A 26071-nucleotide genomic window follows, 5' to 3' on the forward strand; every position below is an offset into this window, starting at 1 on the left:
AATGATCCGCAGGCGAATCGCCGCCGTCAGCTGTATCAGGCCGAGAATGTGAGCGTGACGATCAAGGGGCCCAGGATCGTCAGGACGACATTGCCGACGGCGTAAGGGACGGCCACGCCGAGCACAGGCGTCTGGCTTTCCGCAACATCGCAACAGCCGCTGACGGCGGCATCGACCGTCATTGCTCCCGCAAGTGCGCCACAGACAATGACCGGATTCATGCGCAATATCCGATGAGCGAAAATCGTCGCGGCGACGAGCGGCGTCAAGGTCACCACGACGCCGATCCCGAGCAGGAGGAGGCCATGCGTCTGGATGGCTGCCCATGCGGCGGGCCCGTTGGCGAGCCCGATCGCCGCGATGAAGCCGCCCAGCCCGAGATCGCCAACCGTCTGCTGTGCGGCCGGCGGAAAGGCGCCAATATCCGGACGCCGCATCGCGAGCCAGCCGCAGACCAGTCCCAGGATGAGCGCTCCGCCGGCTCCGCCAAGCGTGATCGCAAACGAGCCGGCCTTCAGGCTGATCAGCCCGATCAGCAGGCCCGCCGCAATCCCTCCCGCCAGGAACGCAATATTGCTCCGTTCACTATAGCGCAGCACATGCCCGACATGGGCGGCCGCTCGTTCGATATCACTCTCGGTGCCGACCAGCGTCATGATGTCGCCGAGATAGATCCGGGTCTCCGGCGTCAGCGGCACTTCGCGTCCGCCCCGCTTGAGGTCGCGCAGGAAGACGCCGTGCGCGTCGTCGCCGACCAGATCGACGATCTCCTTGAGCGTGCGTCCGTGGAGCTTCCTCTCGTTGACGAGGATATCGAGAATTTCGCCGGCCATGTCGCGAAGGACGTCGCCGCCGTCGATTTCCGGCCCGATATCGGCAGCCGCGCCAATCAATGCTGCGGCGGGACCCGTGAGCACGACCTCGTCGCCTCGCTCAAGCGCCAGGGCCGGGTGCGGCTCGATCTTTTCGCGATTGCGAACTACGCGTTCGATTGCGACGCGATGGCCGATGCGGGTCTCGACCGTGTCGACGCTTTGCCCCGCAGCCACCGTCACGCTGTACACCCTGGCCTTGAACTTGCGGTAGCCAAGGCTTCCCATCGGCGGTTTCGTCCCGTGGGAGAGCGACGCTTCGAGCTCGGCGGCTTCCTTCTTGAGATCGATGCCCATCAGCTTGGGTGCGGCCAGTGGGACGAAAAGCAACGTCAGGACGTAGCCGAGGATGTAAGTCACGGCGTAGCCGGCGGCGATGTTGGCCTGCTGCTGGCGCAGAACCTCATCCGATAGGCCCAACTGCGCCAGGGCGCCTGACGCGGTGCCGATCATGGAGGATTGGGTGAGGCCGCCGGAAGCGATGCCGGCCGCTGTTCCGGGATCGAGGTGAAAAGCGAACGCAAATACGAGAACGACAAACAGCCCCGTGATCCCGACGACCAATGCAACTGTGACCTGAGACAAGGTTCGCAGGCTGAGAGACGCAAAGAATTGCGGGCCGGATCGGTACCCGATCGTGAAGACAAAGAGGCTGAAGAGCACCGACCGGAATAGGGGCGGAATGACGAAAGTGCCGAGCTGGCCCAGAATGACCGCTACGATCAGGATGCAGGCCGTGGTGCCCAGCGCAAATCCTTTGAACCGGACGCGGCCGAGAATGGTTCCGATGGCAACCGCGAGCAGAAGAAAGATCTCTGGCGCGGTCGCGATGATCCAGCGTGTCGTGGTCATCCTGTATCCCCCAGCCAACGCCTTTGAAAGCTGTTGCTGCCGGAACGAGGAGGCTTGATCCAGATCAAGCCGCCTCACTTCCTGCCCGCATGTGTTTTGCTGCTTTGCGCAATGCAGGCTGCGCCAAAGGTGGGAGTGATTGGACGATGGAGCGCCTCAGCGAGCGGTTCCCACGCGAGGCGACTCTCTATGTCGCGAGCGGCCTTGCTTTCACAGGTGGCTATATCGACGCCTACACCTGGATCGTCCATCGTGTCTTCGCCAATGCACAGACGGCCAATCTCATCTTCCTATGGATCTATGTCACTGCGGGAGAGTGGCTGAAGGCGCTGCACTACGTTCCACCGCTGCTGGCGTTCATGCTGGGCGTCATCATGGCGTCCTATCTTCGCAATGCGGCCGGGCCCCAATCGCCGCGGATCAGCATCCTCTGTGAAATCGTGTTCCTCTTCGTCATCGCGATTTTGCACAATCGTCTCACCGAGCTTGCCGGTACTTGGGGAATTTCCTTCGTCGCCGCGATGCAGACGGCGAGCTTTCCGCGGGTCGAAAACTGGAGCTACAGCTCGGTGATGGCGACGAGCAATTTTCGTCAGGCCATCGAGGGAGTGTTTTCCGGGTTGGCCGGCGGCAGCCGAGAACCTGGCAGATTTCGCCAGGCTCGCGTCTTCGGTGCGCTGTGCGTCGCATTCGGGGCCGGAGCCGCTCTCGGCGCGCTCGTGACGGAGATGGCGCGCGCCATCAGTCTCATTATTCCTGTAGCGACGCTGACGATCGTTCTGCTGCTTTGCGAATGGAGCGATTGGAATGCCGCGATGAACCCTCGCAGCGACGCGCGGAGGCTTGATCTAAATCAAGCCTCCGTTGAGCCCCAGGTCCCTCACTCGCGATCAAACACATTCAATGTTCGGGAGAGGCCCATGCAGGAGCAGCACGCGGAGCGGCGGATCGACCAGTTCTTCTCAGGCCCGGGCGCGCGAGCGGATGATTGGCGTGAACTGGTCAATGCAGCGCGGGCATGGAAAGACGGCACGCAGGACCGGGCTCGCTTTGAAGGGCTTCTCGCAGATATCGCGGCAACGGAAGAGTTTCATGCCTATCCCGGCAGCCGGTTGATGACGGAGCTCAGGGAACGTGCGGCGTCTGGCGATGCGACGGGGACGCTTGCGCTAGTCATGCGATTGACTCAGGCATTGCAGACCCGCTCGTTCCGACAGCACACCAGTGACTGGGATGTGCACGGCGAGAGTGAGGGTGAAATTCCGGACCTGCTGCCGCCGGCATTGGGCCATACGGGCGCACGCCGACCCTATTTCGAGGTGCTCATCGTCACCGGTGTCCCGAGCACGAGCTGGGCGGGGCTTGCTGCCGAGTGGCGGAGGCTGAGGCGGCCGGTGGATTCGTTCATCTACGAACCCGTGTTCGTTGGCAGCGCCGAAGATGCGTTCTGTGCGGCCATGCTCAATCCAGATCTGGCGGCCGTCATCATCAATGAAGGTTTCCAATACCGCTCGCGGCACAACGCGCCGGTGCTGCGCGAGCTCACGGCGTCGATCCAGAGCAAGGAGACTGACTCGCCATTGACCTTGGCGCAAACGCTCAAGCGCGTGCGCCCGGAGCTCGATCTCTATCTCATGTCCAACCAGCGGGTCGAGGAGCTGGCGGGCCGTCCCGAAACCAGCGTGTTGCGTCGCATCTTCTACTCGGTCGAAGAGTTGCTTGAATTGCATCTCTCTGTGCTCGAAGGGGTTCAGGACCGGTACGAAACACCGTTCTTCGACAACCTCAAAAAATACGCGCAACGCCCGATCGGCACCTTCCACGCGCTGCCGATTGCACGCGGAAAATCCGTGTTCAAGTCGGACTGGATCCGCGACATGGGCGAATTCTATGGTCCGAACCTGTTCCTGGCTGAGAGCAGCGCAACGACAGGCGGGCTCGACAGCCTGCTCGAGCCGACCGGCAATATCAAAAAAGCGCAGGAGAAGGCGGCGCGCGCATTCGGCGCCGACCAGGTCTTCTTCGTCACCAATGGAACGTCGACCTCGAACAAGATGGCCGTGCAGGCGCTGTTGGCGCAGGGCGACATCGCGATTGTCGACCGCAACTGCCACAAGTCTCACCATTACGGCATGGTGCTTGCCGGCGCGCAGCCTCTTTACGTCGAAGCGTTCCCGATGACGGAATATTCGATGTACGGCGCAGTGCCGTTGCGGACGATCAAGCAGGCGTTGCTGAACCTCCGCGCCGAAGGCCGGCTGGACCGCGTCAAGATGGTCGACTTGACCAACTGCACGTTCGATGGCCACATCTACAACACGCGTCGCGTGATGGAGGAATGTCTCGCGATCAAGCCTGATCTGATCTTCCTGTGGGACGAGGCCTGGTTCGGCTTCGCACGCTTCTCGCCGTTCCTGCGGCCGCGCACGGCGATGGGCGCTGCGAACGACATCGAAGCCTGGATGCGCGAGCCGAGCTCGGCCCAGGCCTACGACAGACAGCGCGCCGAGCTTGGCGAGAATCCATCCGACGAGGTGCTGCTAAAGACCCGGTTGATCCCAGATCCGCGAAAGATCCGGCTCCGCGTCTACCAGACCAACTCGACCCATAAGTCGATGTCGGCGATCAGGCAGGGATCGATGCTGTTCGTCAAAGACGTCGAATTCCACACGGTCGAAGCCCAATTCCGCGAAGCCGTGTTCACGCACGCATCCACCAGTCCCAACCAACAGTTGATTGCGAGTCTCGATGTCGCGCGCCGGCAGATGGAGCTCGAGGGCTACGGGCTCGTTGCCAACGCCATCGAGATTGCGTTCGCGATCCGCAAAGCGGTAGCGGCCAATCCGCTGATATCGAAATATTTCAGTGTCCTCGGCGCAGACAAGATGGTGCCGGCCGAGTTCCGGGGAAGCGGCTTCACGGATTTCCTGGCCGATGGCGTCAATTGGGGCCAGGTGCTCCGAAGCCTGCACGACGACGAATTCTGCCTGGATCCAACACGAATAACGCTGGTCTGCGGCACGGCCGCTTACGACGGAACGCAGTTCAAGGGCCTGCTGGCGAGCCGCTACGGCATCCAGGTCAACAAGACGTCGCGCAATTCAGTGCTGCTGCAGTCCAATATCAACAATACCCGCAGCGACGTGGCGCATCTGATCCGCGTGCTGGCCGAGATCGCCGGCGAGATCGAACACGATCTCAGCCAGGGCGGCGTCAACGCAGTGAAGGCGTTTGATGCGCGGGTGAGAAGCCTGATGACCGATGTGCCGGATCTGCCCAATTTCTCGCGCTTCCATGACAGCTTCCGCGCCGATGCCGGGGAGAAGACCAACGAGGGCGACATTCGCAGCGGCTTTTATAGTGCCTATGACGCCGCCGGCTGCGAATACATTCGGCTTGCTGATGCCGAGATCGATCGGCGGCTCAGGAACGGGCCGGAGCTGGTGTCGGCCAATTTTGTCATTCCGTATCCGCCGGGATTCCCGATCATGGTGCCGGGGCAGGTGATCACGCAGGAAGCCATCGACTTCATGCGTAAGCTCGATGTGAAGGAGATCCACGGTTACAACGCGGTCCAGGGTCTGAAGCTGGTCCGTCCGGAAGCACTGGCGAGGTTGGGCGAACGTCGTCGACCACCGGCTCCGCGATTGCGGCCCGCCGATGCGGCTGAGTGAGGGAGAGGGCGATGCAGGGCTTTTTCTCGTTCCTCCAGCAGAATCCGTATCTGCTGCTGTTCTTTGTCGTCGGTCTTGCCGTCTGGATCGGCCGCGCAAGCGTCAAGGGTTACGGCCTCGGCATGGTGGCCGGGGCAATCGTTGTGGGGGCCGCCATCTCGGTGACCGCATCGTTGTACGGCGTGAAGCTCGAGCTGAACAACTTCGTCAAGAGCCTCTTCTACTATCTGTTCATGTACGGGGTCGGGTTACGGGTCGGACCGAGCTTCATCAACAGCCTCAAAGGTGACGGGCTGAAGTTCACGGTGCTCGCCGTGGTCTCGAGCGTGCTCGGCCTGGCGCTGGTGGTCGTCGGAGCCAAGCTATTCGCTTTGCCGCCCGGTGCGGCAGGCGGCATGCTGGCGGGGTCACAGACCATGTCGGCGGCGATCGGCTCGGCCGAACAGGCCGTGTCATCAGGGGTCGTCAAGCTGCCGCCCGGCGCCAAGCCGGAGGATGCCGTGGGTATGATCGCGCTCTCCTATGGCATTACCTACATCTGGGGAACCGTCGGCATCATCCTGATCTGCAAATACCTGCCGCGGTGGTGGGGTGTGGACGCGCGAGCCGCCGCCAAGGCCTATGAGGCGGAGTTCGGCGTGTCCAATGTCGAAGGCGGCGGCTTGACCGGGTATCGTCCGTTCGGGGTGCGTGCCTATCGGCTGGAAAATCCCACGCAAGTGGGCCGAAGCATCGCGCAGTTTCGGCAGAGCCACCCGGAATACCGGATCCTCAATGTCCTCCGCGGCGATGAGTTGCTCGGCGCCGGGGCCGATCTGGTGCTGCGGAATGGTGACGTCATCGCGCTCGGCGGATCGATCGGGGCGTTGACCGACAAGATGGGACTGATCGGCCCGGAAGTCGCCGAGCAGAAGGCCCTGACTGTCCCCCTCGACCAGGCTGAAATTCTGGTGACGAACAAGAAACAGGTCGGCAAGACGCTCGAGAGCTTCCGTGATCTGGCGCTGGCGGGGCAGCTTCAGATCGTGCGTTACGAGCGAGGTGGCGTGCCGTATCCCGCCGGACTGAAGACGCAGCTGCAGCGGATGGATATCATCTCGGTGGTCGGCCTCAAATCGGCCGTCAACGAGCTCGCAGACATGTGGGGCCGAATTGCCCGGACCAATACCTCGACGGACCTGTTGACGTTGTCCGCAGGCATGATCCTGGGCCTTTTGATAGGGATGGTGCAATTCCCGGCGTTCGGCGCCTCGATCGGCCTCGGCAATGCCGGCGGGCTCCTGCTATCAGGCGTGATCGTGTCGTCGGTCGTTTCGCGTCTGCGCTTCTTCGGTAACACGCCGAACGCGGCTCGAAACGTGCTCGAAGACCTTGGGCTGGTCGTGTTCGTTGCCATTGTCGGCGTCAACGCCGGCGCAGGCCTTCTGGCTCAGCTCACGGGCGCGGTGGCTTTGAAGATCTTTATCGTCGGATTCATCGCCTGTACCATTCCGCCTTTCATCGTCTGGGCGATCGGATATCACGGATTCAAGATCAATCCGGCGGTCCTGATGGGCGGCGTTGCCGGCGCACGATCGCATTCCGGTCCGTGCCGGGAAGCGGCCGTCGAAATCCAGAGCAGCGTCCCGTGGATCGGTTTTCCGGTCGGCTACGCGGTCTCGGGAATCCTTCTCACCGTGTTCGGCTATTTCGCGATGCTCTTGGCGCAATAGGGAAACGCAGCAACCGGGGCGCGGCGGCGGCCCGGCTCGCAGAGGTCTTCATGGAACAGGTAAGAAGTTTACTGATTGCGCTCGTTGCGTTTGTGATGCTTGTGCTCTCCATGCCGATGTCGCAGGCGGTCACGGGCCAGGTGTCCGTGACCGTCGCGAAGGCCGGGTTTCTGATCGGCGCCGGTGGCGGCCGTGGCGTCCTGACGTTTCGTCACCGCGACTATCCGTTCACCGTGCAGGGGCTCAGCGTCGGGCTGACCGCCGGTGCGTCGCTCAACAAATATGTCGGCAGGGCTGCCTACATCAACGAGCTCAATGACTTTCCGGGGACCTACACGGTGATTGGCGCCGGAGGCGCGGTCGGAGCAGGAGTTGCCGTTGTACAGCTCAAGAATCCCAAGGGCGTGATCATTACCCTGCAGGGCCCAAAGGGTGGGCTCGAAGTCTCCGCCAACATCACAAAAGTCGTCATCACGCTCGACGAGTCCCGATCGTCACCGAACTAACACCGCCATTAAACTTACAACATCATCGGAGAGTTACCATGGTCTTGCGTCGTGTTCAGATTGTGTTCGCTGCGTTAGCTGTCTTGTTTGCATCGGCCGCGCCGTCGCGGGCGGAGACGGGCGCCGTCAGCGTCGTGTTCACGAAAGGCGGCTTCATCGTTGGTGTCGGTGGAGGCGAGGGGGTGTTGCACTTCCGCGGCCGTAATTATCCGTTCACGGTGTCGGGCATGAGCGTGGGATTCACGATCGGTGCGTCGACCACCAAGCTCGTGGGCCGGGCACTCAATCTGCGTAGTCCTGGGGATATCCAGGGAAGTTATGCCGTGATCGGCGCCGGCGGCGCGCTAGCGGCGGGCGCGGGCGGAGTGCAGCTGCAGAATGAAAGAGGCGTGATCCTTCAGCTGAGCGGTCCCAAGGTCGGGGCGGAGGTGTCGGCGGCAGTCGGTGGGGTCACGATCGCGCTTCGATGAAGCGCGATCACTTCTGTCCCGATGTCAGAATCGTTCGGGGACAAGATCTATTCCCCGCAGACTGGCTTGATCGTCATAGCGGCGTTTGCCGGATCGTGCCGGCAGGCGTACCTTCTTTTTGTCAAGCTTTCGGAAGGGGATCGCCTCCAGCAAATAGGCGATGCAGTTCAGCCGCGCGCGCCGCTTGTCGTCGGATCTGACGATGCGCCATGGCGCGTGCTCTGAATTTGTCGCCTCGAACATCACGTCGCGGGCGCGTGAATAGTCGTACCAGCGACGATAGGATTCGATGTCCATCGGGCTCAGTTTCCACTGCCGCAAGGGATCGTCGATCCGCGCTCTGAACCTTAGCTCCTGCTCGTCCATGCCGACTTCGAGCCAGAGCTTGACCAGGATGACGCCGGCTTCGATGATGTATTGCTCGATCTGCGGACAGAGCGCCAGAAACCGCTGATGCTCGTCCTTGGAGCAATAGCCCATCACATATTCGACCCCGGCGCGATTGTACCAGCTGCGATCGAAGATCACCACTTCTCCGGCGGCAGGGAAATGCTGGATGTAGCGCTGCATGAACAGTTGCGAGCGCTCCCGGTCGGAGGGCGCCGGCAGGGCGACGACGCGGAACACGCGCGGGCTGACCTTCTCTGTGATCGCCTTGATCGTGCCGCCCTTGCCGGCGGCGTCCCGGCCTTCGAACACGACGATCACGCGGAGTTGCTTCTCCTTGACCCATGACTGCAGGTGGCAAAGCTCGACCTGGAGCTTGCGCAGCTCCTGTTCGTAGGCCTTTCGCTTCATCTTCGGCATGGTCGCGACGGGCTGCTGGCGCACTCATTCACCCCAATGGATGGTCACGCCGATATCGCCCGGCAAGCCTCCTGGGAAATCGATGACCTGGTAGCTGATGCGATAGCCGCGCGGCTTGAGATAGTCATTCCAGAGCTGAAAAATCTCCTTCGGGATGCCGGTCAGTGTCTTTTCCCAACCCGGTTCCATCTGGTTGATAGCGCGACCGCGGTCAGTGCAGAGCACATTCGGAAACCGGTAGACCTGGACTTCGGTCAGGCCGTTGCGGACGGCGCGCTGAATCACGCTGGACGCGAGCTTGACCTTTTCGTCCTCCGTGAGGCCGGATGGCTTGCCGAGTTTCTCAAGCAATGCACGCTTCTCGGCCTCTGCCGCCGCTGCCGTCCGCGCATATTGATCGGCTTTTTCCGCCTCCTTTAACGCGGCCTGGCGCTGGATCTCCTTCGCCGTCGGGAGCAGGCTGTCGATATCTTCGGGCATGGCTCGATCTCCTAAAGGATCCGTCCAAGAGTGCGGTAGCGCCAAAGGCTGAGGGATTTGGCTCGGTGACCTTTGATCCAGATCAAGCGAGCCAGCAGCATGGTGGCCAGACTTAGCCGGGGCGTGCTTGCGCAAGGGAGCATCAATTGACCGATCAGCTGCATCCGATGACCCCGCACCACCTTCCGTTCTATATCGCCAGGCCCGGCGAGACGGACGTCTTGATGATCGTCATGGGCGTATTCCTTGTCGCAGCAGTGCTCTGCGTGGGAAACCTCTATCTTCATCTCCACTCTCTCCCGGAGCGAATGGCGCATAAGTCGCAAAAGATGCAGTTCGAAATCGTTGCAGTTCTCGGGCTGTTAGCTCTTTTTACCCACATCCATCTGTTCTGGATCGCTGCTCTGCTGCTTGCCCTTGTCGATTTGCCGGACTTCGGAACGCCGTTGCGCAATATCGCGGGCTCGGTGGAGAGGATCGCGGACTCCGCTGACGGTACCCCTCGATCAAACGATCCTGAGAGCGGCGATCTCGAAGAGGTGTCGACCCGGGCAGATCGGGGCAAGCCGGACGTGGAGCCTCAGAAGGGGACGAAGCAGGGAGCGCACAGCCATGCTTGAACTGCTTCTCTGTTCAATGCTCACCGTACTCCCGGACTACCTCTATCGGCGCTACGTGCAAGGCAAGCGCATTGGCAAGGAAATTACGCTATTCTCGGTCTGGTTCGAGTTGCGGTGGGGCATCACGGCGTGTTTGATGCTGACCATTTCGCTCATAACTTTGATCTTCTATTTCCATCCCTCGACGACATCGGCCATGTTGTTCTTCCGCACGATCCCGATTGCGCCGGAAACAGTCGGCCGCGTCGCTGAGGTGAACGTCGGCTACAGCGCGCCGGTGACCAAGGGCACGGTGCTGTTCAGGCTTGATAGCGCGAAACAGGAAGCCGCCCTTGAGGCCGCGCGGCGCAAAGTCGCTGAGGTCGATGCCGACCTGGTTGCCGCAAAGGCCGATGTTGTCAAGGCGGAGGCGCAGGTCGGTCAGGCACAGAGCGATTATCAGCAGGCCAAGGACGAGCTGGATGTCAAGACCGAGCTGCAGCGGCGCAATCCGGGTATCGTCCCGCAGCGCGACATCGAAAAGCTGCAGGTTGCGGTGAACGGGCGGCAGGCGGCGATCGATGCTGCAGTTGCGACGAAGCAAGCAGCCGAGGCTCGGGTGACGACGTCCCTGCCGGCTGATAGGGCGAGCGCGGAAGCTGCACTCGCCCAGGCCCAGGTCGAGTACGACAAGACCTTCGTTCGCGCCGGGGTCGACGGCCGAGTCGAACAGTTCCTGTTGAGACCGGGCGACATCGTCAACCCGCTGATGCGGCCGGCGGGCATTCTGATTCCGGCAGGCTCTGGCCAGCGCGGGCTGCAGGCGGGTTTTGGGCAGATCGAAGCACAGGTGCTGAGGCCCGGCATGGTCGCCGAAGCCGCCTGCACGTCGCTGCCGTGGACCATTATTCCGATGGTCGTTGTCAATGTGCAGGACTATATCGCAGCGGGGCAGTTCCGGGGCGGCGAGCAGCTGGTTGACGCGAGCGCGGCCCGGCCGGGGACCATTCTTGCATTCCTGGAGCCGCTTGACCCGAACGGCCTGGCAGATGTGACCGCCGGCAGCAGCTGCATCGTCAATGCCTACACCAGCAACCATGAGGAGATCGCAGCCAAGGACACGACGACCTCGCAGCGCATCGTCCTGCATACGATCGACGCAGTCGGCTTGGTGCATGCGATGCTGCTCCGGATTCAGGCGCTCCTCATGCCGATCAAGACGCTGGTCCTGAGTAGCCATTGAGAGGCCGCGTTAAAATCCGGGATGCCGCCGAAGCGGTGGCCTTGGGGCTGGTCACGTTAAGCACGGTCTGTTCGGAGCCGTGCGGTGCGAGCAGGACGACCTCGTCGGTGAATGCGCAATAACCGCCTCTGCTTTCGCTTTGGAGAGCTCGCCAGCGACCCCGCGCACGAGGACGATGTTGGCTCCAGCAAAAAGTGCTCGCGCGGTCTCGAGCGCGGTCGGGCTCTCTTTCACGTGCTTTCACGTGTAGCCGCCAATACCAGGAGCCACGGCAGCGAGGGTAAACCCCGCCACCGCCACATGCGCATCTGCCGCGGCAGTCCGGCCGAGCGGCCGGTATCAGTGTCAATTCAGCACTGCGTATAGACGCGGCCGTAAGCGTCCGTGACCTGCCTGCAGCCCGGACTGACCGCATAAGCGCCTGCTGCGGCAGCCGCCGCGGCGCCGCCATAGACCACAGCCCGCCGGGTCGTCCTACGTGCGACACCGGCGTAACTCATCGGCGTCAGCGGACGACCGACGCGGGCCGCTGCCGTGGACACCCAGCCTTGCGGGGCCGATGGCATCGGATCGAACAGAAGTCCGCCGAGCAATGCGGCCAAAGTCCCGATCCCGGCGATGGTCTTGCGAGCGGCCATTGTCATTGGTGTCCTCCTGTGGAAACGCCTGGTGGGACTTCATCGAACTCCGACATGGATTCAGGTGCGAGACTGACCTTCGTCATCTCGGCCGACGGCTTGAAAGCGAATGCGTTGGCATCGCTGATGGCATCGGTGTTCCAGCTCTTCACACGCAATGTATATTGCGGCGCGCCTGCAAGGGTCTTGCTGGTGATGACATACTTCCTCGGGATAGGATTCGGGCCAGCCTCGATCCAGATCTGCCAATCCGTGTCGGTCCCGCGGAATGCCAAGTGCTCGCATTCGACGCCGTCAACGATGGCCGGACCGATATGTTTCCCTTCGATGACGTCGCTGGTCAGGAGATCGAAGGCGTTGCTGACCAGGAGATCCATGCCCGGCAGGGTGACCGCGTGTGACTGTATGACGTCGACGATATGGTCGATCGATCCAGGCTCGTCGGCTTGGATGTAGGACTTGGCGTTGTTGCCGTAGATCGTGAGCGTTTTGCCGTCATAGATCAGCTCGGCGTCGGTATATCCTCCCGTGCGATGAATCCGGAGCTTGTCCGGACGAGAAAGCCGAAAATCGCCCGAGCTGGCAAATTGAATCTTTTGTAGCTCCGGTGTGACGACCTCGACGTCACTGTCGAAACTTGCGGTGATCGACGACTGGGCCGCGACATAGTCGGTCGAGGCCTTAAGAATCGCCGCACTGTCGTCTGCGCGCGCGACGCCGCTCGCCGTCAGCGCAGTAAGTATTGCGGCGGCGCATAGCCCGTTTCGAAAGCGATGCTTGCTGCTCATGACTGTCCTCCGGTTGTACGGCGATCCTCGAAGCAAGGACCGGGCGTTTTCTTGATCTATGTCAAGCGTCCGAACTGCTATTGGCCGCGGAGATGCCGCCGGCATCGGTCCGGAAGAACCCGCGAGACCCTTGATTTTTGTCAAAGGTCACTGAGAGCGCCTGCAGTTCGCTCGCCGCAGATTTGAATGGAGAGCACGATGATACGTCGTGGAATGGTGTTGCTGATCTTTGCGATCGTCCTGATGAGTCCCGCTGCAGCTTTTGCGCAGGCCGCGCCGACAGCGACGTCGCAAGACGAGCAGTTGCTCCTCAAGCCGGAGCAGCTCGAGGCGCTGGTGGCTCCGATCGCGCTTTATCCGGACGCGCTGCTCGCCAACATGCTGGCGGCCTCGACCTATCCACTGGAAGTGGTCGAAGCCGACCGATGGGTCAAGGACCACAGCAAGCTCAAGGGCGATGCGCTGAAGACGGAGGTCGACAAGCGGGGGTGGGACGACAGCGTCAAGGCGCTCACGGCCACGCCGAGCGTGCTCGCAATGATGAGTGACAAGCTCGACTGGACCAAGGAACTTGGCGATGCTGTCCTGGCACAACAGCCTGATGTCATGGACGCGATTCAGCGACTGCGCGCCAAGGCGCAGGCCAACAACAAATTGAACTCGACCAAGGAGCAGAAGGTCAGCGTGCAGACCCAGGGCGAGAAGCAGGTGATCGTGATCGAACAGACTGATCCGGATACGGTCTATGTTCCGTACTACGAGCCCGCGGTCGTCTACGGTGAATGGCCGTATCCGGCCTATCCGCCGTATTATTTCGGCTATCCGTCCTATATCGGTGCCGGGATCGTCGCAACGGGGCTGGCCTTTGGCGCCGGCTTTGCGCTCGGTCGATGGAGCAATTACTGGGGCGGCGGCTGCAATTGGGGCAACAGGAACTTCTTCATCAATCGTTCGAACACGATCAACAATGTCGGCAATAATTGGCAGCACAATCCGGCGCACCGCCAGGGCGTTCGCTACAACAGCTCCGCGGTCCAGCAGCGCTTCGGCAATGGCCCGCGCGCAGGTAGCGCCGACCGCATGGATTTTCGCGGCCGCAGCGGAGAGCAGGTGCTCAATCTAGGCAAGGACCGTGCGGGCGATCGTGCAGCTGATCGTGACCGCGGCGACCGCGGGGCTCAAGCGCGTACGGGTGACCGCGCTGCGGGTGATCGCGCCGGTGGCGATCGGGGCAAGGCCGGTGACCGTGCGGGCGGCAACCGGCAATCCAAAGGCAGCGCTGACCGAAGCAAGGGCGGCGGGAGCAAGCAGGCCCGGCGTGGTGATCGCAATCGCGGTGGTGGGCAAGCGGCAAACCGCGGCGGCCGCAACAACAATGCGTTGCGGGTGCAGTCCGGTCGCGCGGCAAGCGTACAATCCGCGCGGGGTCGCGCCAGCTTCGCGAGCGCATCTGTGGCAAGAGGCGGCGGAGCTATGCGCGCCGGCGGCGGTGGTGGCGGCGGTTTCCGTGGCGGCGGCGGTGGTGGTGGGCGCGGCGGCGGAGGGGGCCGGCGCTCCGACCTCCTGCTGAAGCGCGATGTCGTCCTGCTCGGCTATCTGGAGAACGGTCTCGGGTATTACCGCTTCAGCTATCTGAACAGTCCGCAGACCTACGTTGGCGTGATCGCGCAGGAGGTGGAGGTCTTGAGACCGGATGCGGTCACACGCGGGGGCGATGGTTATCTTCGGGTGCGCTATGAAAAGCTCGGGCTCAGGTTCCAGACCTACCATGACTGGCTCGCCTCAGGCGGACGGATCCCGTCGGCAGGGAGGCTCTGATCATGACACTGCTTGCTCAGAAGCTGACTGATTGTCGTCGCACCACGACATTGGCGGTCACGGCAGCTGCGTTGCTCGGGATCTCCGCAGTCTCCGCACAGGAAACTTACAGGACGCCAGAGAAGGCGGTTGCGGCCCTGGTCACTGCAGTGAAATCCGGCGAGCCCAAGGAGATGATCGAGGTGCTCGGATCGGATTCTGCGGAGATCGTCCAATCCGGCGATCGGATCGAGGATGCAGAAACACGTCAGAAGTTTCTATCCGCCTATGACGCCAAACACGCGATCAGCTTCGCCGGCGACAAGAAGGCGACCCTGATGATAGGACCGGATGACTTTCCATTTCCGATCCCTCTGGTGCGGCGGCGCTTCGGCTGGGAGTTCGACACCGAGGCCGGACGCATCGAAATCCTGTATCGGCGCATCGGCCAGAACGAGCTCGACGCGATTGAAACCTGTCTTGCTTACGTCGATGCGCAGAACGACTATGCCGACAAGGATCGCACCGGGGCCGGTCGCGGCGTCTATGCCCAGCGCTTTTTCAGCAGCCCCGGGAAGCATGACGGCCTCTATTGGCCGCCCAATGGCGAAGCGAGTCCGCTCGGTGAAATGTATGCGAAAGCTTCGGCCGAAGGCTACAAGGAGGGAAGCGAGCCGCAACCCTATCACGGCTACTATTATCAGATTCTGACTCGGCAGGGACCGAACGCGCCGGGCGGTGAGCTCAGATACGTGGTCGGCGGAAAGATGATCGGCGGGTTCGCGCTGGTCGCCTATCCCGCGGAGTATGGCAACTCCGGCGTAATGACCTTTCTCGTCAACCATGCAGGAACGATCTACCAGAAGGACCTTGGCGAGCGTACCGCGACGATCGCCAGGCGGATGATATCGTTCGATCCGGATCAGACCTGGAAAAAGGTCGAAAAGCCGAAATCATGAACGCGCGGTTCGCTTGTCGCCCGGAGGCTACGAGCTACGCGGCTGCGCCCCGCCGCCCAGCCTTGCGCAGTCCGAGACCGATTCCGACCCAGCCAACGCCGGCCACGATGAGATCGACGCCGAGGAACAGGCCCAAGATGTAGAGGCTGTTGACGGGCCAGCGCAGCACGATGATGAGGCCGAGCAGCAGCGTGACCAGACCCGATAGCAGGACCCAGGTCCAAGATGCCTGGCTGGTCATGCTGAATGCCAGCAGAATGCGGACCACGCCCGAGACGAGCAGTGACACGCCGAGCAGGAGCGTGAGCCAGACCGCTGCAAGCAAGGGATTGTCGAAGGTAAGAAACCCCGCGACGATGTAAAGGACGCCCAGCAGGGCCCAGAGGATGGATCTGGCCCAGCTCTTGATCTGAAAGGCGCCGATCAGCTCCGCTATACCGGCGACGATCATCATCAGCCCAACGACCAGGACGCTGGCGACCGTGGCCATCGCCATGCTGCCGAGCGCCACGAAGCCGGCAATGATGTACGCGGTGCCGAGAGCAACGACCCAGCCCCATTTGCCGCTGACCTGATCAAGGCTTGAACTTCCGTTCCATTGTGCGATCGTGCTCGAAAGACGCATGATCCTGGTCTCCATCGCTCATCAGCCGGCCGTTGAGGCCGTCGCCTCGGATATCCTCGGCCCACAGCGCCGCACGCATGTTGCGTTGCAGCTATAATGCGTACAGTTCAGTTGGACCCGCCGAACGGGTCTTGATTTGGATCAATGGAATGAAAACGCTGTCATCTGGAAGATTCGGATGATACGTCGGAACGTGATCACATCTATTGATTGAGCGGCCCGGGATTAGAAAATGAGCTCCGGTCGGGGTTTTCTTTTTGGAAAGAGGAGGCAACGACTGGCGCGTTTGTCCACGCTCGCGATCCTCTTGGTGGCGTCGAATACCGAGCCAGTCGTTGCGCTGCCCTTGACCGCCTTTCGTCATCAATCGCAGGCCGAGAGGCATTGCCCCAGCGATCGCGTCGTCTGGCTCGATTTCACCAAAGGTATCTATTACGTGCAAGGACAAAGGCACTTTGCCAAAGGGCATAGCGGCAGCTTCGTATGCATGATCGAAGCCCAGCGAAGCGGATATCGCCGTTCAATCCTTGGCATTCGCTAGAGGCGGCCTGTGCCGGTCATGGAATCGCAGTCTTCGCCTCAGGCGGGCCTGACGGAAGCAATCCGTAGTGCGCCTGCCACCGTTTGAGCCAGATCAACGTTAGCCCATCCGCCTCGCCGAGCATCCCGCCATCGCATCTACTAAGGAAAGGTGGGCACGATGCAATCCCTGTTGATAGAAGTCCGGCGCAATCCGTTGCTCTGGCTGCTCGTCGTCGTGCCGATCGTGCTGGTGGCCGAAAAGGTCGTGCCCGAGGCGCATACGGTTCTGTTCGTGCTTGCGGTTCTTGCCATCGTGCCGCTGGCAGCACTGCTCAGCCACGCTACCGAGGCCGTCGCCGCCAAGACTGGCGATGCGGTCGGCGGCCTGCTGAACGCGACGCTCGGCAATCTCACCGAGCTCATCATCGCCGTAACCGCGCTTCACGCAGGCCAGTACATGCTGGTGAAGGCGTCGATCGCCGGCGCAATCGTTACCAACACGCTGTTCATGCTGGGTGCATCATTTTTGTTGGGCGGCCTTTATTACCGTGTTCAGGAATATAACCGTGCCGGCGGGCGACTCTACTCGGCGCTGCTGTTGATGGCGACCGTCGCGCTCCTGGCGCCGTCGGCGGTCGCAGACCTCGATCTGACCCACGGCGAGCTCGTCACACAAAAACTCAGCACCGGCCTCGCAGCCCTTCTCATCATCGCCTATGGGCTCGGCCTCGTGTTCTCGCTCCACACGCATAAGGAATTCTTTGCCAGCGAGGAGCATGAAAAGGCGGAAGCGCCTTGGCCGATCGGCGTTGCGGTCGGCACGCTTCTGGTCGTCACAGTCCTGGTCGCGCTTGTGAGCGAAATCTTTGTCGAGTCCGTGCAGAAGGCGGCGGAAACATTCGGGATGAGTCCGGCCTTTGTCGGCTTCATCATCGTGTCGATTGTCGGTGCTGCGGCCGAGATGGCGGTAGCCTTCTCGGCCGCACGCAAGAACCGGCTCGACATGAGCGTTTCGATCGCGCTTGGCAGCGCCTCCCAGATCGCGCTGTTCGTCGCGCCGGTTCTGGTCCTGCTCAGCTACATCGTGGGGCCTACGCCGATGAATCTGCAGTTCTGGCCCGGTGCGGTGACCATGGTGATGATCTCCGCCGTCATGGCCACTTTCATCACCAACAGCGGACGCTCGGCATGGTTCATCGGGGCGCTGCTCCTCTTTGTCTACGTCATTTTCGCGATGACCCTCTACGTCATTCCACCAGGTGCGCAAACACCAGGATGATATTTCCGGCAACAACGTGTTCGGCACGCTGCGGCCGCGAAAACACATAAGAGTCCAGGAGCTGAACGGTATTCAGGGGTGGGAGACTGGGCGCGCTGCCAGGTCACTCAAAAAGGGGAGGTGAGCGAGGTCTGGTCTGCTCGGCATTCCACAAAGTCGAGTAGCTGCGATCGCGCCGCGAATGATAGTATCCTGCACCCAGGAACGAAGTAGTATTAGTTATTGAATCTCGACTGTTATCGAGAGGGGATTTGCGATGTCTATCGAATTGCGGAGGTTTTCCAAAATTGAAATCTACATCTCAAAGCATGAAGCTTGGTCGATCCTGCAGTTGTTCTGGCCAGGGAACGGCATTCCAGAAACCAGTCTTACTGATGAGGATATCAACTTCGCACAGGGGCTTCTGTTGGAAGCCATCGATGCTTCGTACAAAATGGGGTACGTGCACATTGTCTACGATCAATTCTATGGCAAGATACCTGGCAGCTTTACCGATCTCGCGAGCATCATAAGATCGTTCGCCAAGAAAGCCGCCAGACATTGGTTCAGGCATCTCGGCAGGAAAACCCTAAACAGCGCGGAAATATACGCAGCCGTGCGTCAACAAATCGCGCTCAATTTCAAGACGGTGATGGAGCTGCGCAAGCAGTCGGGAGAGCTGGTTTACTGATCGCATGCGCAATCGCTGCGGTCGGGCAACATCTGGGAGGCAGGCACCGCATCGAGCCGCGGCTACTGCTCACGGACGACACGGAAGCCGTTCGATGGGTATCTTACATCGTAGTCGTATTTGAAGCGTGCCGCTGACCGCACATATTTGGGATCGTTATTGAAGGCACCGCCACGGAGCACGCGCTCCGAACATCCGCTTTTTACAAACGCGGAACCATCGCTCGGCGCGCCGCGATATCCCTCGCTCCAGCAATCCTCCACCCACTCGGCGGCATTACCGGCCATGTCGTAAACGCCAAAGCTGTTTGGCTTGAAAGACCCGACCTCGATCGTGCTTTTGCGAGGTTCGGTTGTGCATCCCCAGCAATTGGCGTGATCTTTCTCGATGGTCCGCCCCCAGAAATAGGGTGAAGTCGTTGATGCCCTCGCGGCGTATTCCCATTCACTTTCGGTCGGCAGCCGGTAGGTTTTTCCAGTCTTTCGGGACAGCCATCCGATATAAGCTTTCGCGTCATTCCAATCGACGTTTGTCACGGGTCGTCGGCCTCGTCCAAGTCCTCGATCGTCTGGCCGGTAGGTGCAGCCCTTATCGACGAGACAGGCATCCCATTCAGCATAGGTCACTTCATAGCGCCCAATGTAGAACGGGTTTCGAATTGAGACGTCATGGATTGGACCTTCGAAGGGGATTTCCGTCGAACCCATGGCGAAGGTGCCAGGCTGCATCAGAACGAGTTCCGGACATTCGGCGCAATCCTGGAGCGTGGAGGAGGGGGCGCGCTCAGCGGTAGCCTGCGGCTTTGATGGGGTATTGGGAACGAGGGCCTGAAGCCGTTCACGCGCAGCCGAAACAAAGGCGCCATTCGGATATGCATCGATGTAAGCTTGAAAATTGGCCGCGCTGTCGCTGCTCTTGATGGTGTCCCAAAAGCCCTGTTCCAAGGAGTCAGGTGAATGCGGGGGCCCTCGGAGTGCAAGACTGTTCGATCCGCCCTGTGGCATAACAACGAAATCGGCTGTATCGATCGAAGTTTCCCAAGGCACTTGCTTGTTGCGCGTCGCTTTGGCGACCACCGTCCGGGTGAGCCGGAAGGCATCCTTGAACGTCCGCCCCGGAACCTTGGCCGCCTTCAATAACTCGCTCACAAAGAGGCCTTGAGAACCCGTCTGGTCGTCGACAATCTCGCCGGGCGCTGCAGGGTAGGCCTGGGTTATTCCATGGATCGGACGCAGATTTGCAAGGCCGGCTGCGCGTGTGGAGCCTTTTTGCTGCCAATCGTTCTTTCTCGCCGCGTCAAGAATGATCGCCGCTCCTTTCGGGCGGTCAACGATCAACGGATCGAGAATAAGGTCGGTATCCACCGCTTGTGAGGAAATGTCCGCATCGGAAGACACCAATGCGTCAACAGGGACCAAAAAATTTCGATCCTGGCTTTGAACCGCATGACCCGCAAAATATACCAAAACGGTGTCACCTCGTCCCAGCTTTTGGCTAAACCGTTTAATCGCCGCTTCCATGTCGGCTCTCTTCGTATCCTCGGCATAGACCACATCGAAGCCGCCGTCTCTTAACAGCTGCGCCACTCTCTTCGCATCGCCTGTTGCCGCAGGGAGAGGAGACAGCGAATACGCTCCGTTCCCAATGACCAGGGCGACGCGCTTTCCTGGTCCCGGCATTGTTGCGTCCTGTCCGAAAGCGTACGAGGCAGCAAAGAATGCGAGATCTGCCAATATAACGAAGAGCAGCACTAACGTGCGGTTTCCAGTCACGAAAGCCATGAGCCATCTGCCTTGAATATTCGCGACGCCGTTACGATGCACATTCCGGCCGGGCCGTTTCAATTCGACCCGCAGCACTTAGCTCGTCGGCAACTCGCGGTATTGAACTATGCTAACACGCTGACGAATTTCCAACAAAAAGTTGCGGGGACGCCGGGCCCGCAATATACTTTGTCATGTTCGTTTATGACTGGCAATGATCTCGCGGAAGCTGGTGCTGTGAAGATTATTCGCTTTGTTGGTTTGCTCATTTTTCTGCTCGCAGCGGCATTCGGCATTTCGACTGAGGTTCGAGCCGAGGGCAGGGTCGCTCTGGTCATTGGAAATGCGACCTATCTAAATGCGCCGCCGTTGCGCAACAGCAAGAACGACGCGGATGACATTTCCCAGCAATTGCGGCGCCTGGACTTTGATGTCGTCGATGGCCGCGATCTGGATGGTCGCGGTATGCGGATGGCGCTCACGCGTTTCGCTCAGAAATTGAAGGGCTCCGAAGCAGCCCTTTTTTATTATTCGGGACACGGCCTGCAGATCGAGGGGCAGAATTACCTGGTCCCGGTAGACGCGCCGGGTGATGAGGGGTCAATGATGCCTTTCGACCTTGTCAAACTGGACGAGGTGATCGAGGCCCTCGGATATACGAGCGGGATCCGCCTCCTCATTCTGGATGCCTGTCGCAACAGTCCATTTGCAAAGCGTGTGGCCCAGCATGGTTCGACGCGCGGTGGTGAGCTCACCAGAGGCCTCGCTCGAATCGAGCGAACACAAGGCATGCTGATCGCCTACTCGACCCAGCCAAATATGGTTGCGGCCGATGGTACTGGACGTAACAGCCCCTTCACCCAAGCCCTCTTGCAGGAGATGCAAGTGCCGGGGCTCGAGGTAGGAACTCTGTTTCGACATGTGGCCATTGACGTGAACCGTGACACGCAGGGTCGGCAAACTCCCGAACTCTCCTTCTCGTTGCTTGGAGAGTTTTACCTGAATTCGCAGGAGAGCGACCTGGACGCCTGGAAAAGGTTGGGGCCGTCCGCAAATGCGGACGCACTCAAGGAGTTCATTGCCAAATTTCCCACGAGCAGTCTTATAGACGCCGCTCGTGCCCGGATCGCTGCGCTTGAAATCACCAGCGAACGGGAACGACTTATAAGGGAATATGCCGAGAAAGAGCGGCAGCTGCGGCTTGAACTGGAACAAGCCGAGGCGGGTTTTCGGAAAACCAGCGCGGAGCTGGACGAGCTGCGGAAGCGCAACGAAGCCAGACGCGTGGATGAACAGCATGTGATCCCTCAAAATCAATCGACAGATCAGGCGTTGGCGGCCAATCCGCCTCCCGCTAGCGAAAAGAAGGAGCAAGAAAAAAAGGAGCAAGATCGGCTGGCGGCGGAGGTCACCGCTCTCGAGGCAAACAAGAAGAGGTTGGAAGCGGAGCGGGCTTCGTTGGAAGAGGCGTTGAAAGAGAAGCTGTTCAAAACGCAGTCCGACCGCGAGCAAGCTGATCGCCGTGTCGCCATAGAGAATGCGCGACTGCCGTCGACTGCAACCGAGAAGCGGGTTACCACGGCGCCGATGCACCAACGATCGTCGGCAAACTGTCAGGAGCTGACCGCGCGCGCTCAATTGGGTGACATTGCAGAAGCGGATCGATCGGCGCTCAAGCTCTGCCGCTAGGACGAGGCTTTATTTGGGGCAAATGGTTCATGAATTATCGTTGCACAGCTTTCATTGTTTGCGTGGCCGGCTTGCTCGTAGCATCCGGGCAGAACGGGCTTGCACAGGCGGTCCAAAATCCACCAACGACATCACCGCCTCAAACTTCGGTCGCGCCACCGCCACCGCCACCGCCGGCGCCCGCGCCAATTCCGTTTGATGAAGCGCTATTGAGAGCCGCCAACGACCTGCTTTCCAAGCTCGTCCTGCCGTCAGCTCCCACCAAGGTGGAACTGGTGATCGATCCTTTGATCGATGCCGCAACTGGCGCCCAGTCCACCGCCACCCGGCTGATGCAGGAGCGCATCAAGGATCTGGTCACGAAGTCCTACCCGCGCATTGTCGTGGCTCCCTTTTCGAGCGAAGCCTTGGACCGGTCGCCTCTGGTTCTCATCGGAACGTTTACTGCGATCAACAACGCGGGGGCGCCCGACGGCGTGAGGGACGCCTACAGGATCTGTTTGGCGTTGGCCGATCTGCGCAAGGGGAGCATTGTTTCAAAGGGGGTTGCGCGCGCAAAACCAGATGGCGTCGATGCGACCCCCTCCCCAGCCTTCGCAGACAGTCCTGTCTGGGCCAATGATCCGGCGACAAAGACCTACATCAAGGCGTGTCAGGGATCGAAGCCGGGCGATCCGCTGGACGCTATCTACATCGAGAGGATCGCGACATCTGCCTACGTCAGCGATGCCATTCTTGAATACGACGACAAGCGCTACCGCGAGGCTCTGGCTTTCTATCGCACGGCGTTACAAATGCCGGGAGGCGATCAGCTTCGTGTCCGCTCCGGCATTTATCTTTCCACTTGGAAGCTGAACCGGAGGGCGGACGCAACGGAAGCTTTTGGCAGGCTGGTCGACTACAGCCTGGCAGGAGAGAAGCTATCAGTGCGGCTCTTGTTCAAACCGGGAACCACGCAATTTTTGGATGATCCTGAGATCACCGCGTCCTATCCGATGTGGCTGAGCCAGATCGCCATCCAGGCCATGCAGCGCGATGCTTGCATCGATGTCGTCGGCCACACGTCCAACACCGGGCCTGTGCCGGTCAACGAGCGACTCTCAGTTTTGCGAGCGCAATTTGTCAAGGATCTCCTCCAGCGAGCCGCCCCAAGCCTTGCAAGCCGTCTCAAGGCCATCGGGGTCGGATCCAGGGAGCCAATCGTCGGCACGGGCCGGGACGACGCCAGCGATGCGATCGACCGGCGCGTCGACTTCAATGTGCGGCGTTGTTGAGGACCGGTTTGCGTCTTTTGGGCTCTGACGCGTATCTCTTAGAAGCCCGACTCCATCGGAACCTTACGTCCTTACTCTGATGACCGTCGGTGATGGCGATGCCGCTTTGGTGGACGGCCCGATGGCGTCACCGTCACGGTGATCACGTCCGAGTAAATCGCGGGGTCGTGAGGAACATGGCTGGCATCGGCAAACAGCAAACGTAATTTGTGGGTCCCGGGTGGCAGTGTAATTTTCGCTTCGGTTTGGCCAGAGCCGAAGTGAAGGTGATTCAAGTCATTAGGTATCGGCTGGTCTAGTGGCGGCAGCTCGGTGTCGATCAGCAGATGATGGTGACCGGTGTTGGGCTTGTCCAACCCAGCCGGAGCGATGCCCATGTTGACCAGGCCAAAGCGGACTACAAGACTCGGCTTAACGTAGTAGCCGTCCTTGGGATAGATGAAATACTCCTTGGCGTCCTTTGCGGAGGGCTTTCGTCCGTTGGTCGTTGAGGCCTGCGGCGGGGGCGACGGCACTTGATCAACGACTTTGACCTTGATGCGATCGGAAACCAGCGGCGGACTGTGCGGGACATGGTTCTTGTCACCGAAGACGAGCTGCAAGGTGTGCTCGCCGGGCGTCAGCGTCAACTCGGCTTCGGTCTGCCCGGCGCCGAAGTGCACGTGCTGAGCATCGCTCGGGATTTCTGCATTGAGCGATGGAGTTGGGGCGTCGATGATAAGATGGTGATGTCCAGTGTTGGCACGGTCAGAGCCTGCGGGAGCTACTCCCATGCCACGCAAGCCGAAATGGACCGTCGATTTTGTGGGGATGGTGTCGCCGTCCTTCAAGCCGACAAAGTAGACTGCTGAGCCTGGCGCAGATGATGTCGGAGTGGCGGTCGGAGCCTGCGCCATTGCAGTCTCGCTCAAAACAACAAGTCCAAGGAGCGACACGACGAGGGATGTCGGAAACCTATTGGTCATTAATGCCTCCCCGAGAATACAATCATCGCAAAAAATAAGGTCGATATCAGCGTGAAACGATATTCGATTGATCCGCCAAGTAAACGGAAATCTGTTGGAAATTGCTCATGCCGTGTCGGTCATTGAATCGTCGACCCGCCAAAAATCCCCATCCAGCTCAGCGTGCGCCCTTCGGCTTCGAGCCCAACAGATCGTGCGTCCCACTGATGCTGAGGGTGCCCGAGCATTCGAACCCGCCGAAGATCCCGCATGAGCCGGTGACCGTCACGCGCAAGTCCTTTCGCTGGTACATGTCGATCGAGACGCCGACGCGCGAAAAGTCATTGGCGCTGTTCGGCAGGATCAGGTCGATGTGCTCGGCGGCCCAACGCGGCAGACGCGCGTTGCTCTTCCAGAACAGCTCATTGCCCGCGTGGTGCGCGAAGTTCGGGCCCACCGTGAGCGCGCCGTCGACGCCCTCGAACACGAAGCCTGTTTCGTCGATGTGAACGTTGACCCGGTCGGGCGCGACTGCGAAATGCAGCGAGGTGATGTCCTGCGGCTGTGGATCCTTGCCGAATTGCGCGCCATAGGCATCGCTCCATTGTCCCCGGTCGCGTCCAAGCCCGAAGCCATGGCGGCCCGGGAGGTCCCGCGTGGAGAGCGGCCTCTCGGACAGTTTTGGACGCCAGATCTCCCGAAACCCTGTGCCGATCGTCGCCGCCATCGACAGATCGAGGGCCCAATGCGACGGCTTCTCCGGGCTTTTCCCTTCCGCGAAAGCGTCGAATCCATCAGTTGTCTTGGCAATGCGCAGCTTCTCGATCAGGTCTTTCCAGTCCTTTGGGAGGAAGGTGACGCCGTCGAGCGTATTGGTCGCTGCAGCGACCCCGTACCTCTCCAGTTGATGTCGGATGTAGGGCTTCTCGTCGTAGAGGCGCACGTCGGGGTTGGGTCCCGCGAAGTATTTCGTCAGATCGATCTGCGGCCGAAACATGGTTAGGCGCGCTGCGATCTTCCGATACGTGTCAGTTGTCGTCGGGCTGGTGGTCATCGCGGGGCTGGCTCCGAGTCAGGCCTAGTCTCTGATTGGTCAAATGGCGCCCGGGTCGGGTTCAATGCCTGCCGGCTGAGTAATGGTTCCGGCCGCACTCGGGAGGAGATCGTTTGAACCTCCGAACTCGAAATACCGACCATCATACGTGGGGAGCGGTGTCGACAGCGAGGCGATCAGAATGTCACTACGAAGCAGGGTTCTAGACGTGCTCAACGGTCCGGCTGTCGCGCGCATTCGCTTCCGGTTTCCGATCCGCGGCAGCCATGTCACGATTGCCCCTCAGACGTTCCATCACGTCGCGCGGGCGATCCGGCTCGGGCAGGTCAGCGTCCGCGTTCCCACGGATCTCCCGGCCGGCGTTGCTGCGCAATATAACGACGTCGCGCGAACCCGAGTTGACGGTACAGCGGTCGCGGCGAACACGCTGGAGGTGGTGTCGGCGACAGGGCGGCTGGACGAGGCCTATATCGTCCACGAAAGCCTGCATGCGGCCTACGACCTCTTGCGCACCGGTCTTGATGCCAATGCCGAAGAAGCGTCCGCCTATGTCTGCACGGCGCTTTACTGCCGTATGACAGGCCTGCCGCGCCCTCGTTGGGCGAACGGCCCGATCTATGCAAACGCTGCTGAGGTGGCCCGAACGCTGCTGTCGCAATATCAGAAAGGTGATCCAGGAATTCCCTGGGTCGGCGAGCATGAGTGGCGGTTGCTCCGCGCTGGAGTAGGCCTTGACCCGGTCTATACCAGCGGACCCGCCGGGATTCTCACCGGATGGCTGCTTGGCCAGCAATACACCCACGATGGCTGACCAGCGGGGGTGAACCGTTCTCACAAGCGCGAGGAGTTTTCGG

23 protein-coding genes and 1 pseudogene are annotated in these 26071 nt (G+C 60.6%); 15 read left to right on the forward strand and 9 right to left on the reverse strand.

Features of this window, described 5'->3' with window-relative positions; all coding sequences use genetic code 11:
* Window positions 1-35: 35 nt before the first annotated feature.
* A complete protein-coding gene (locus ACQR1W_RS17330; RefSeq protein WP_434851928.1) occupies window positions 36-1724 on the reverse strand; it encodes a TrkA C-terminal domain-containing protein in 1689 nt (562 codons plus the stop codon).
* 146 nt (window positions 1725-1870) lie between these two features.
* On the opposite strand from ACQR1W_RS17330, the pseudogene ACQR1W_RS17335 reads away from it, so the two are divergent.
* The 5 genes and pseudogenes from ACQR1W_RS17335 to ACQR1W_RS17355 all read left to right on the forward strand — a co-directional run.
* Window positions 1871-2497: pseudogene (locus ACQR1W_RS17335) on the forward strand (YoaK family protein); the annotation flags it as partial.
* Between the two features lie 147 nt (window positions 2498-2644).
* Entirely contained in the window at window positions 2645-5398 is a 2754-nt protein-coding gene (locus ACQR1W_RS17340) for a decarboxylase (RefSeq protein WP_434852487.1), read from the forward strand.
* 11 nt (window positions 5399-5409) lie between these two features.
* Window positions 5410-7110: an aspartate:alanine exchanger family transporter gene (locus tag ACQR1W_RS17345; protein ID WP_434851929.1), complete on the forward strand. Its 1701-nt coding sequence runs from the start codon at window positions 5410-5412 to the stop codon at window positions 7108-7110.
* Window positions 7111-7160: 50 nt separating this feature from the next.
* Window positions 7161-7616, forward strand: a complete 456-nt coding sequence (locus ACQR1W_RS17350; protein ID WP_434851930.1) for a hypothetical protein — start codon at window positions 7161-7163, stop codon at window positions 7614-7616.
* Between the two features lie 38 nt (window positions 7617-7654).
* Window positions 7655-8086, forward strand: a complete 432-nt coding sequence (locus tag ACQR1W_RS17355) for a hypothetical protein (protein WP_434851931.1) — start codon at window positions 7655-7657, stop codon at window positions 8084-8086.
* A 24-nt stretch (window positions 8087-8110) separates the two neighbouring features.
* On the opposite strand, the gene ppk2 is transcribed toward ACQR1W_RS17355, so the two are convergent.
* A complete protein-coding gene (ppk2, locus tag ACQR1W_RS17360; protein ID WP_434852488.1) occupies window positions 8111-8893 on the reverse strand; it encodes a polyphosphate kinase 2 in 783 nt (260 codons plus the stop codon).
* A gap of 24 nt (window positions 8894-8917) precedes the next feature.
* Complete coding sequence (locus tag ACQR1W_RS17365; protein ID WP_434852489.1) at window positions 8918-9373, reverse strand: hypothetical protein; 456 nt, start codon at window positions 9371-9373, stop codon at window positions 8918-8920.
* Between the two features lie 146 nt (window positions 9374-9519).
* Here ACQR1W_RS17365 and ACQR1W_RS17370 point away from each other — a divergent pair, with 146 nt between their 5' ends.
* Both ACQR1W_RS17370 and ACQR1W_RS17375 read left to right on the forward strand, forming a co-directional pair.
* Window positions 9520-9993: a hypothetical protein gene (locus ACQR1W_RS17370; protein WP_434851932.1), complete on the forward strand. Its 474-nt coding sequence runs from the start codon at window positions 9520-9522 to the stop codon at window positions 9991-9993.
* Complete coding sequence (locus tag ACQR1W_RS17375) at window positions 9986-11215, forward strand: HlyD family secretion protein (RefSeq protein ID WP_434851933.1); 1230 nt, start codon at window positions 9986-9988, stop codon at window positions 11213-11215. The genes ACQR1W_RS17370 and ACQR1W_RS17375 overlap by 8 nt, the downstream gene beginning before the upstream one ends.
* A 350-nt stretch (window positions 11216-11565) precedes the next feature.
* On the opposite strand, the gene ACQR1W_RS17380 is transcribed toward ACQR1W_RS17375, so the two are convergent.
* Both ACQR1W_RS17380 and ACQR1W_RS17385 read right to left on the reverse strand, forming a co-directional pair.
* A complete protein-coding gene (locus tag ACQR1W_RS17380) occupies window positions 11566-11859 on the reverse strand; it encodes a hypothetical protein (RefSeq protein WP_434851934.1) in 294 nt (97 codons plus the stop codon).
* On the reverse strand, window positions 11856-12641 hold the full coding sequence (locus ACQR1W_RS17385) for a DUF2092 domain-containing protein (protein WP_434851935.1): 786 nt from the start codon (window positions 12639-12641) through the stop codon (window positions 11856-11858). Before ACQR1W_RS17385 ends, ACQR1W_RS17380 begins: the two co-directional genes overlap by 4 nt.
* A 198-nt stretch (window positions 12642-12839) precedes the next feature.
* Between ACQR1W_RS17385 and ACQR1W_RS17390 the strand changes: the two genes are divergently transcribed.
* On the forward strand, window positions 12840-14459 hold the full coding sequence (locus tag ACQR1W_RS17390; protein ID WP_434851936.1) for a DUF3300 domain-containing protein: 1620 nt from the start codon (window positions 12840-12842) through the stop codon (window positions 14457-14459).
* 2 nt (window positions 14460-14461) lie between these two features.
* The gene (locus tag ACQR1W_RS17395) at window positions 14462-15397 is read left to right on the forward strand and encodes a DUF2950 domain-containing protein (RefSeq protein ID WP_434851937.1); all 936 of its coding nucleotides are present in this window, start codon (window positions 14462-14464) and stop codon (window positions 15395-15397) included.
* A 34-nt stretch (window positions 15398-15431) separates the two neighbouring features.
* Here ACQR1W_RS17395 and ACQR1W_RS17400 read toward each other — a convergent pair whose 3' ends face one another.
* On the reverse strand, window positions 15432-16022 hold the full coding sequence (locus ACQR1W_RS17400) for an HdeD family acid-resistance protein (protein ID WP_434851938.1): 591 nt from the start codon (window positions 16020-16022) through the stop codon (window positions 15432-15434).
* Window positions 16023-16254: 232 nt separating this feature from the next.
* Here ACQR1W_RS17400 and ACQR1W_RS17405 point away from each other — a divergent pair, with 232 nt between their 5' ends.
* From ACQR1W_RS17405 to ACQR1W_RS17415, 3 genes are all read left to right on the forward strand, one after another.
* Window positions 16255-16563, forward strand: a complete 309-nt coding sequence (locus tag ACQR1W_RS17405; protein ID WP_434851939.1) for a hypothetical protein — start codon at window positions 16255-16257, stop codon at window positions 16561-16563.
* Window positions 16564-16722: 159 nt separating this feature from the next.
* Entirely contained in the window at window positions 16723-17823 is a 1101-nt protein-coding gene (gene cax / locus ACQR1W_RS17410) for a calcium/proton exchanger (RefSeq protein WP_434851940.1), read from the forward strand.
* Window positions 17824-18079: 256 nt separating this feature from the next.
* A complete protein-coding gene (locus ACQR1W_RS17415) occupies window positions 18080-18493 on the forward strand; it encodes a hypothetical protein (RefSeq protein ID WP_434851941.1) in 414 nt (137 codons plus the stop codon).
* Between the two features lie 62 nt (window positions 18494-18555).
* Here the strand turns inward: ACQR1W_RS17415 and ACQR1W_RS17420 are convergent, their stop codons facing one another.
* A complete protein-coding gene (locus tag ACQR1W_RS17420; protein WP_434851942.1) occupies window positions 18556-20274 on the reverse strand; it encodes an SUMF1/EgtB/PvdO family nonheme iron enzyme in 1719 nt (572 codons plus the stop codon).
* 12 nt (window positions 20275-20286) lie between these two features.
* On the opposite strand from ACQR1W_RS17420, the gene ACQR1W_RS17425 reads away from it, so the two are divergent.
* A complete protein-coding gene (locus tag ACQR1W_RS17425; protein WP_434851943.1) occupies window positions 20287-21945 on the forward strand; it encodes a caspase family protein in 1659 nt (552 codons plus the stop codon).
* A 29-nt stretch (window positions 21946-21974) separates the two neighbouring features.
* Window positions 21975-23219: an OmpA family protein gene (locus ACQR1W_RS17430; protein ID WP_434851944.1), complete on the forward strand. Its 1245-nt coding sequence runs from the start codon at window positions 21975-21977 to the stop codon at window positions 23217-23219.
* 71 nt (window positions 23220-23290) lie between these two features.
* Here ACQR1W_RS17430 and ACQR1W_RS17435 read toward each other — a convergent pair whose 3' ends face one another.
* Window positions 23291-24184, reverse strand: a complete 894-nt coding sequence (locus ACQR1W_RS17435) for a DUF4399 domain-containing protein (RefSeq protein ID WP_434851945.1) — start codon at window positions 24182-24184, stop codon at window positions 23291-23293.
* A 157-nt stretch (window positions 24185-24341) separates the two neighbouring features.
* Window positions 24342-25217: a hypothetical protein gene (locus tag ACQR1W_RS17440; RefSeq protein WP_434851946.1), complete on the reverse strand. Its 876-nt coding sequence runs from the start codon at window positions 25215-25217 to the stop codon at window positions 24342-24344.
* 181 nt (window positions 25218-25398) lie between these two features.
* Between ACQR1W_RS17440 and ACQR1W_RS17445 the strand changes: the two genes are divergently transcribed.
* Window positions 25399-26028, forward strand: a complete 630-nt coding sequence (locus tag ACQR1W_RS17445; RefSeq protein WP_434851947.1) for a hypothetical protein — start codon at window positions 25399-25401, stop codon at window positions 26026-26028.
* The last annotated feature ends 43 nt before the right edge of the window (window positions 26029-26071 follow it).

This window comes from Bradyrhizobium sp. HKCCYLS1011 (assembly GCF_051167795.1).
GTDB lineage: Bacteria > Pseudomonadota > Alphaproteobacteria > Rhizobiales > Xanthobacteraceae > Bradyrhizobium.

Excerpts from the sequence above, each read along its gene's own strand:
- ACQR1W_RS17375 (WP_434851933.1), top strand. The coding sequence starts at position 9,986 with ATGCTTGAACTGCTTCTCTGTTCAATGCTCACCGTACTCCCGGACTAC.
- ACQR1W_RS17380 (WP_434851934.1), bottom strand. The coding sequence starts at position 11,859 with ATGACAATGGCCGCTCGCAAGACCATCGCCGGGATCGGGACTTTGGCC.
- ACQR1W_RS17415 (WP_434851941.1), top strand. The coding sequence starts at position 18,080 with ATGTCTATCGAATTGCGGAGGTTTTCCAAAATTGAAATCTACATCTCA.
- ACQR1W_RS17355 (WP_434851931.1), top strand. The coding sequence starts at position 7,655 with ATGGTCTTGCGTCGTGTTCAGATTGTGTTCGCTGCGTTAGCTGTCTTG.
- ACQR1W_RS17395 (WP_434851937.1), top strand. The coding sequence starts at position 14,462 with ATGACACTGCTTGCTCAGAAGCTGACTGATTGTCGTCGCACCACGACA.
- ACQR1W_RS17435 (WP_434851945.1), bottom strand. The coding sequence starts at position 24,184 with ATGACCAATAGGTTTCCGACATCCCTCGTCGTGTCGCTCCTTGGACTT.
- ACQR1W_RS17445 (WP_434851947.1), top strand. The coding sequence starts at position 25,399 with ATGTCACTACGAAGCAGGGTTCTAGACGTGCTCAACGGTCCGGCTGTC.
- ACQR1W_RS17440 (WP_434851946.1), bottom strand. The coding sequence starts at position 25,217 with ATGACCACCAGCCCGACGACAACTGACACGTATCGGAAGATCGCAGCG.
- ACQR1W_RS17420 (WP_434851942.1), bottom strand. The coding sequence starts at position 20,274 with ATGGCTTTCGTGACTGGAAACCGCACGTTAGTGCTGCTCTTCGTTATA.
- ACQR1W_RS17330 (WP_434851928.1), bottom strand. The coding sequence starts at position 1,724 with ATGACCACGACACGCTGGATCATCGCGACCGCGCCAGAGATCTTTCTT.
- ACQR1W_RS17345 (WP_434851929.1), top strand. The coding sequence starts at position 5,410 with ATGCAGGGCTTTTTCTCGTTCCTCCAGCAGAATCCGTATCTGCTGCTG.
- ACQR1W_RS17350 (WP_434851930.1), top strand. The coding sequence starts at position 7,161 with ATGGAACAGGTAAGAAGTTTACTGATTGCGCTCGTTGCGTTTGTGATG.
- ppk2 (WP_434852488.1), bottom strand. The coding sequence starts at position 8,893 with ATGCCGAAGATGAAGCGAAAGGCCTACGAACAGGAGCTGCGCAAGCTC.
- ACQR1W_RS17340 (WP_434852487.1), top strand. The coding sequence starts at position 2,645 with ATGCAGGAGCAGCACGCGGAGCGGCGGATCGACCAGTTCTTCTCAGGC.
- ACQR1W_RS17385 (WP_434851935.1), bottom strand. The coding sequence starts at position 12,641 with ATGAGCAGCAAGCATCGCTTTCGAAACGGGCTATGCGCCGCCGCAATA.
- cax (WP_434851940.1), top strand. The coding sequence starts at position 16,723 with ATGCAATCCCTGTTGATAGAAGTCCGGCGCAATCCGTTGCTCTGGCTG.
- ACQR1W_RS17390 (WP_434851936.1), top strand. The coding sequence starts at position 12,840 with ATGATACGTCGTGGAATGGTGTTGCTGATCTTTGCGATCGTCCTGATG.
- ACQR1W_RS17400 (WP_434851938.1), bottom strand. The coding sequence starts at position 16,022 with ATGCGTCTTTCGAGCACGATCGCACAATGGAACGGAAGTTCAAGCCTT.
- ACQR1W_RS17430 (WP_434851944.1), top strand. The coding sequence starts at position 21,975 with ATGAATTATCGTTGCACAGCTTTCATTGTTTGCGTGGCCGGCTTGCTC.
- ACQR1W_RS17365 (WP_434852489.1), bottom strand. The coding sequence starts at position 9,373 with ATGCCCGAAGATATCGACAGCCTGCTCCCGACGGCGAAGGAGATCCAG.
- ACQR1W_RS17405 (WP_434851939.1), top strand. The coding sequence starts at position 16,255 with ATGAGCTCCGGTCGGGGTTTTCTTTTTGGAAAGAGGAGGCAACGACTG.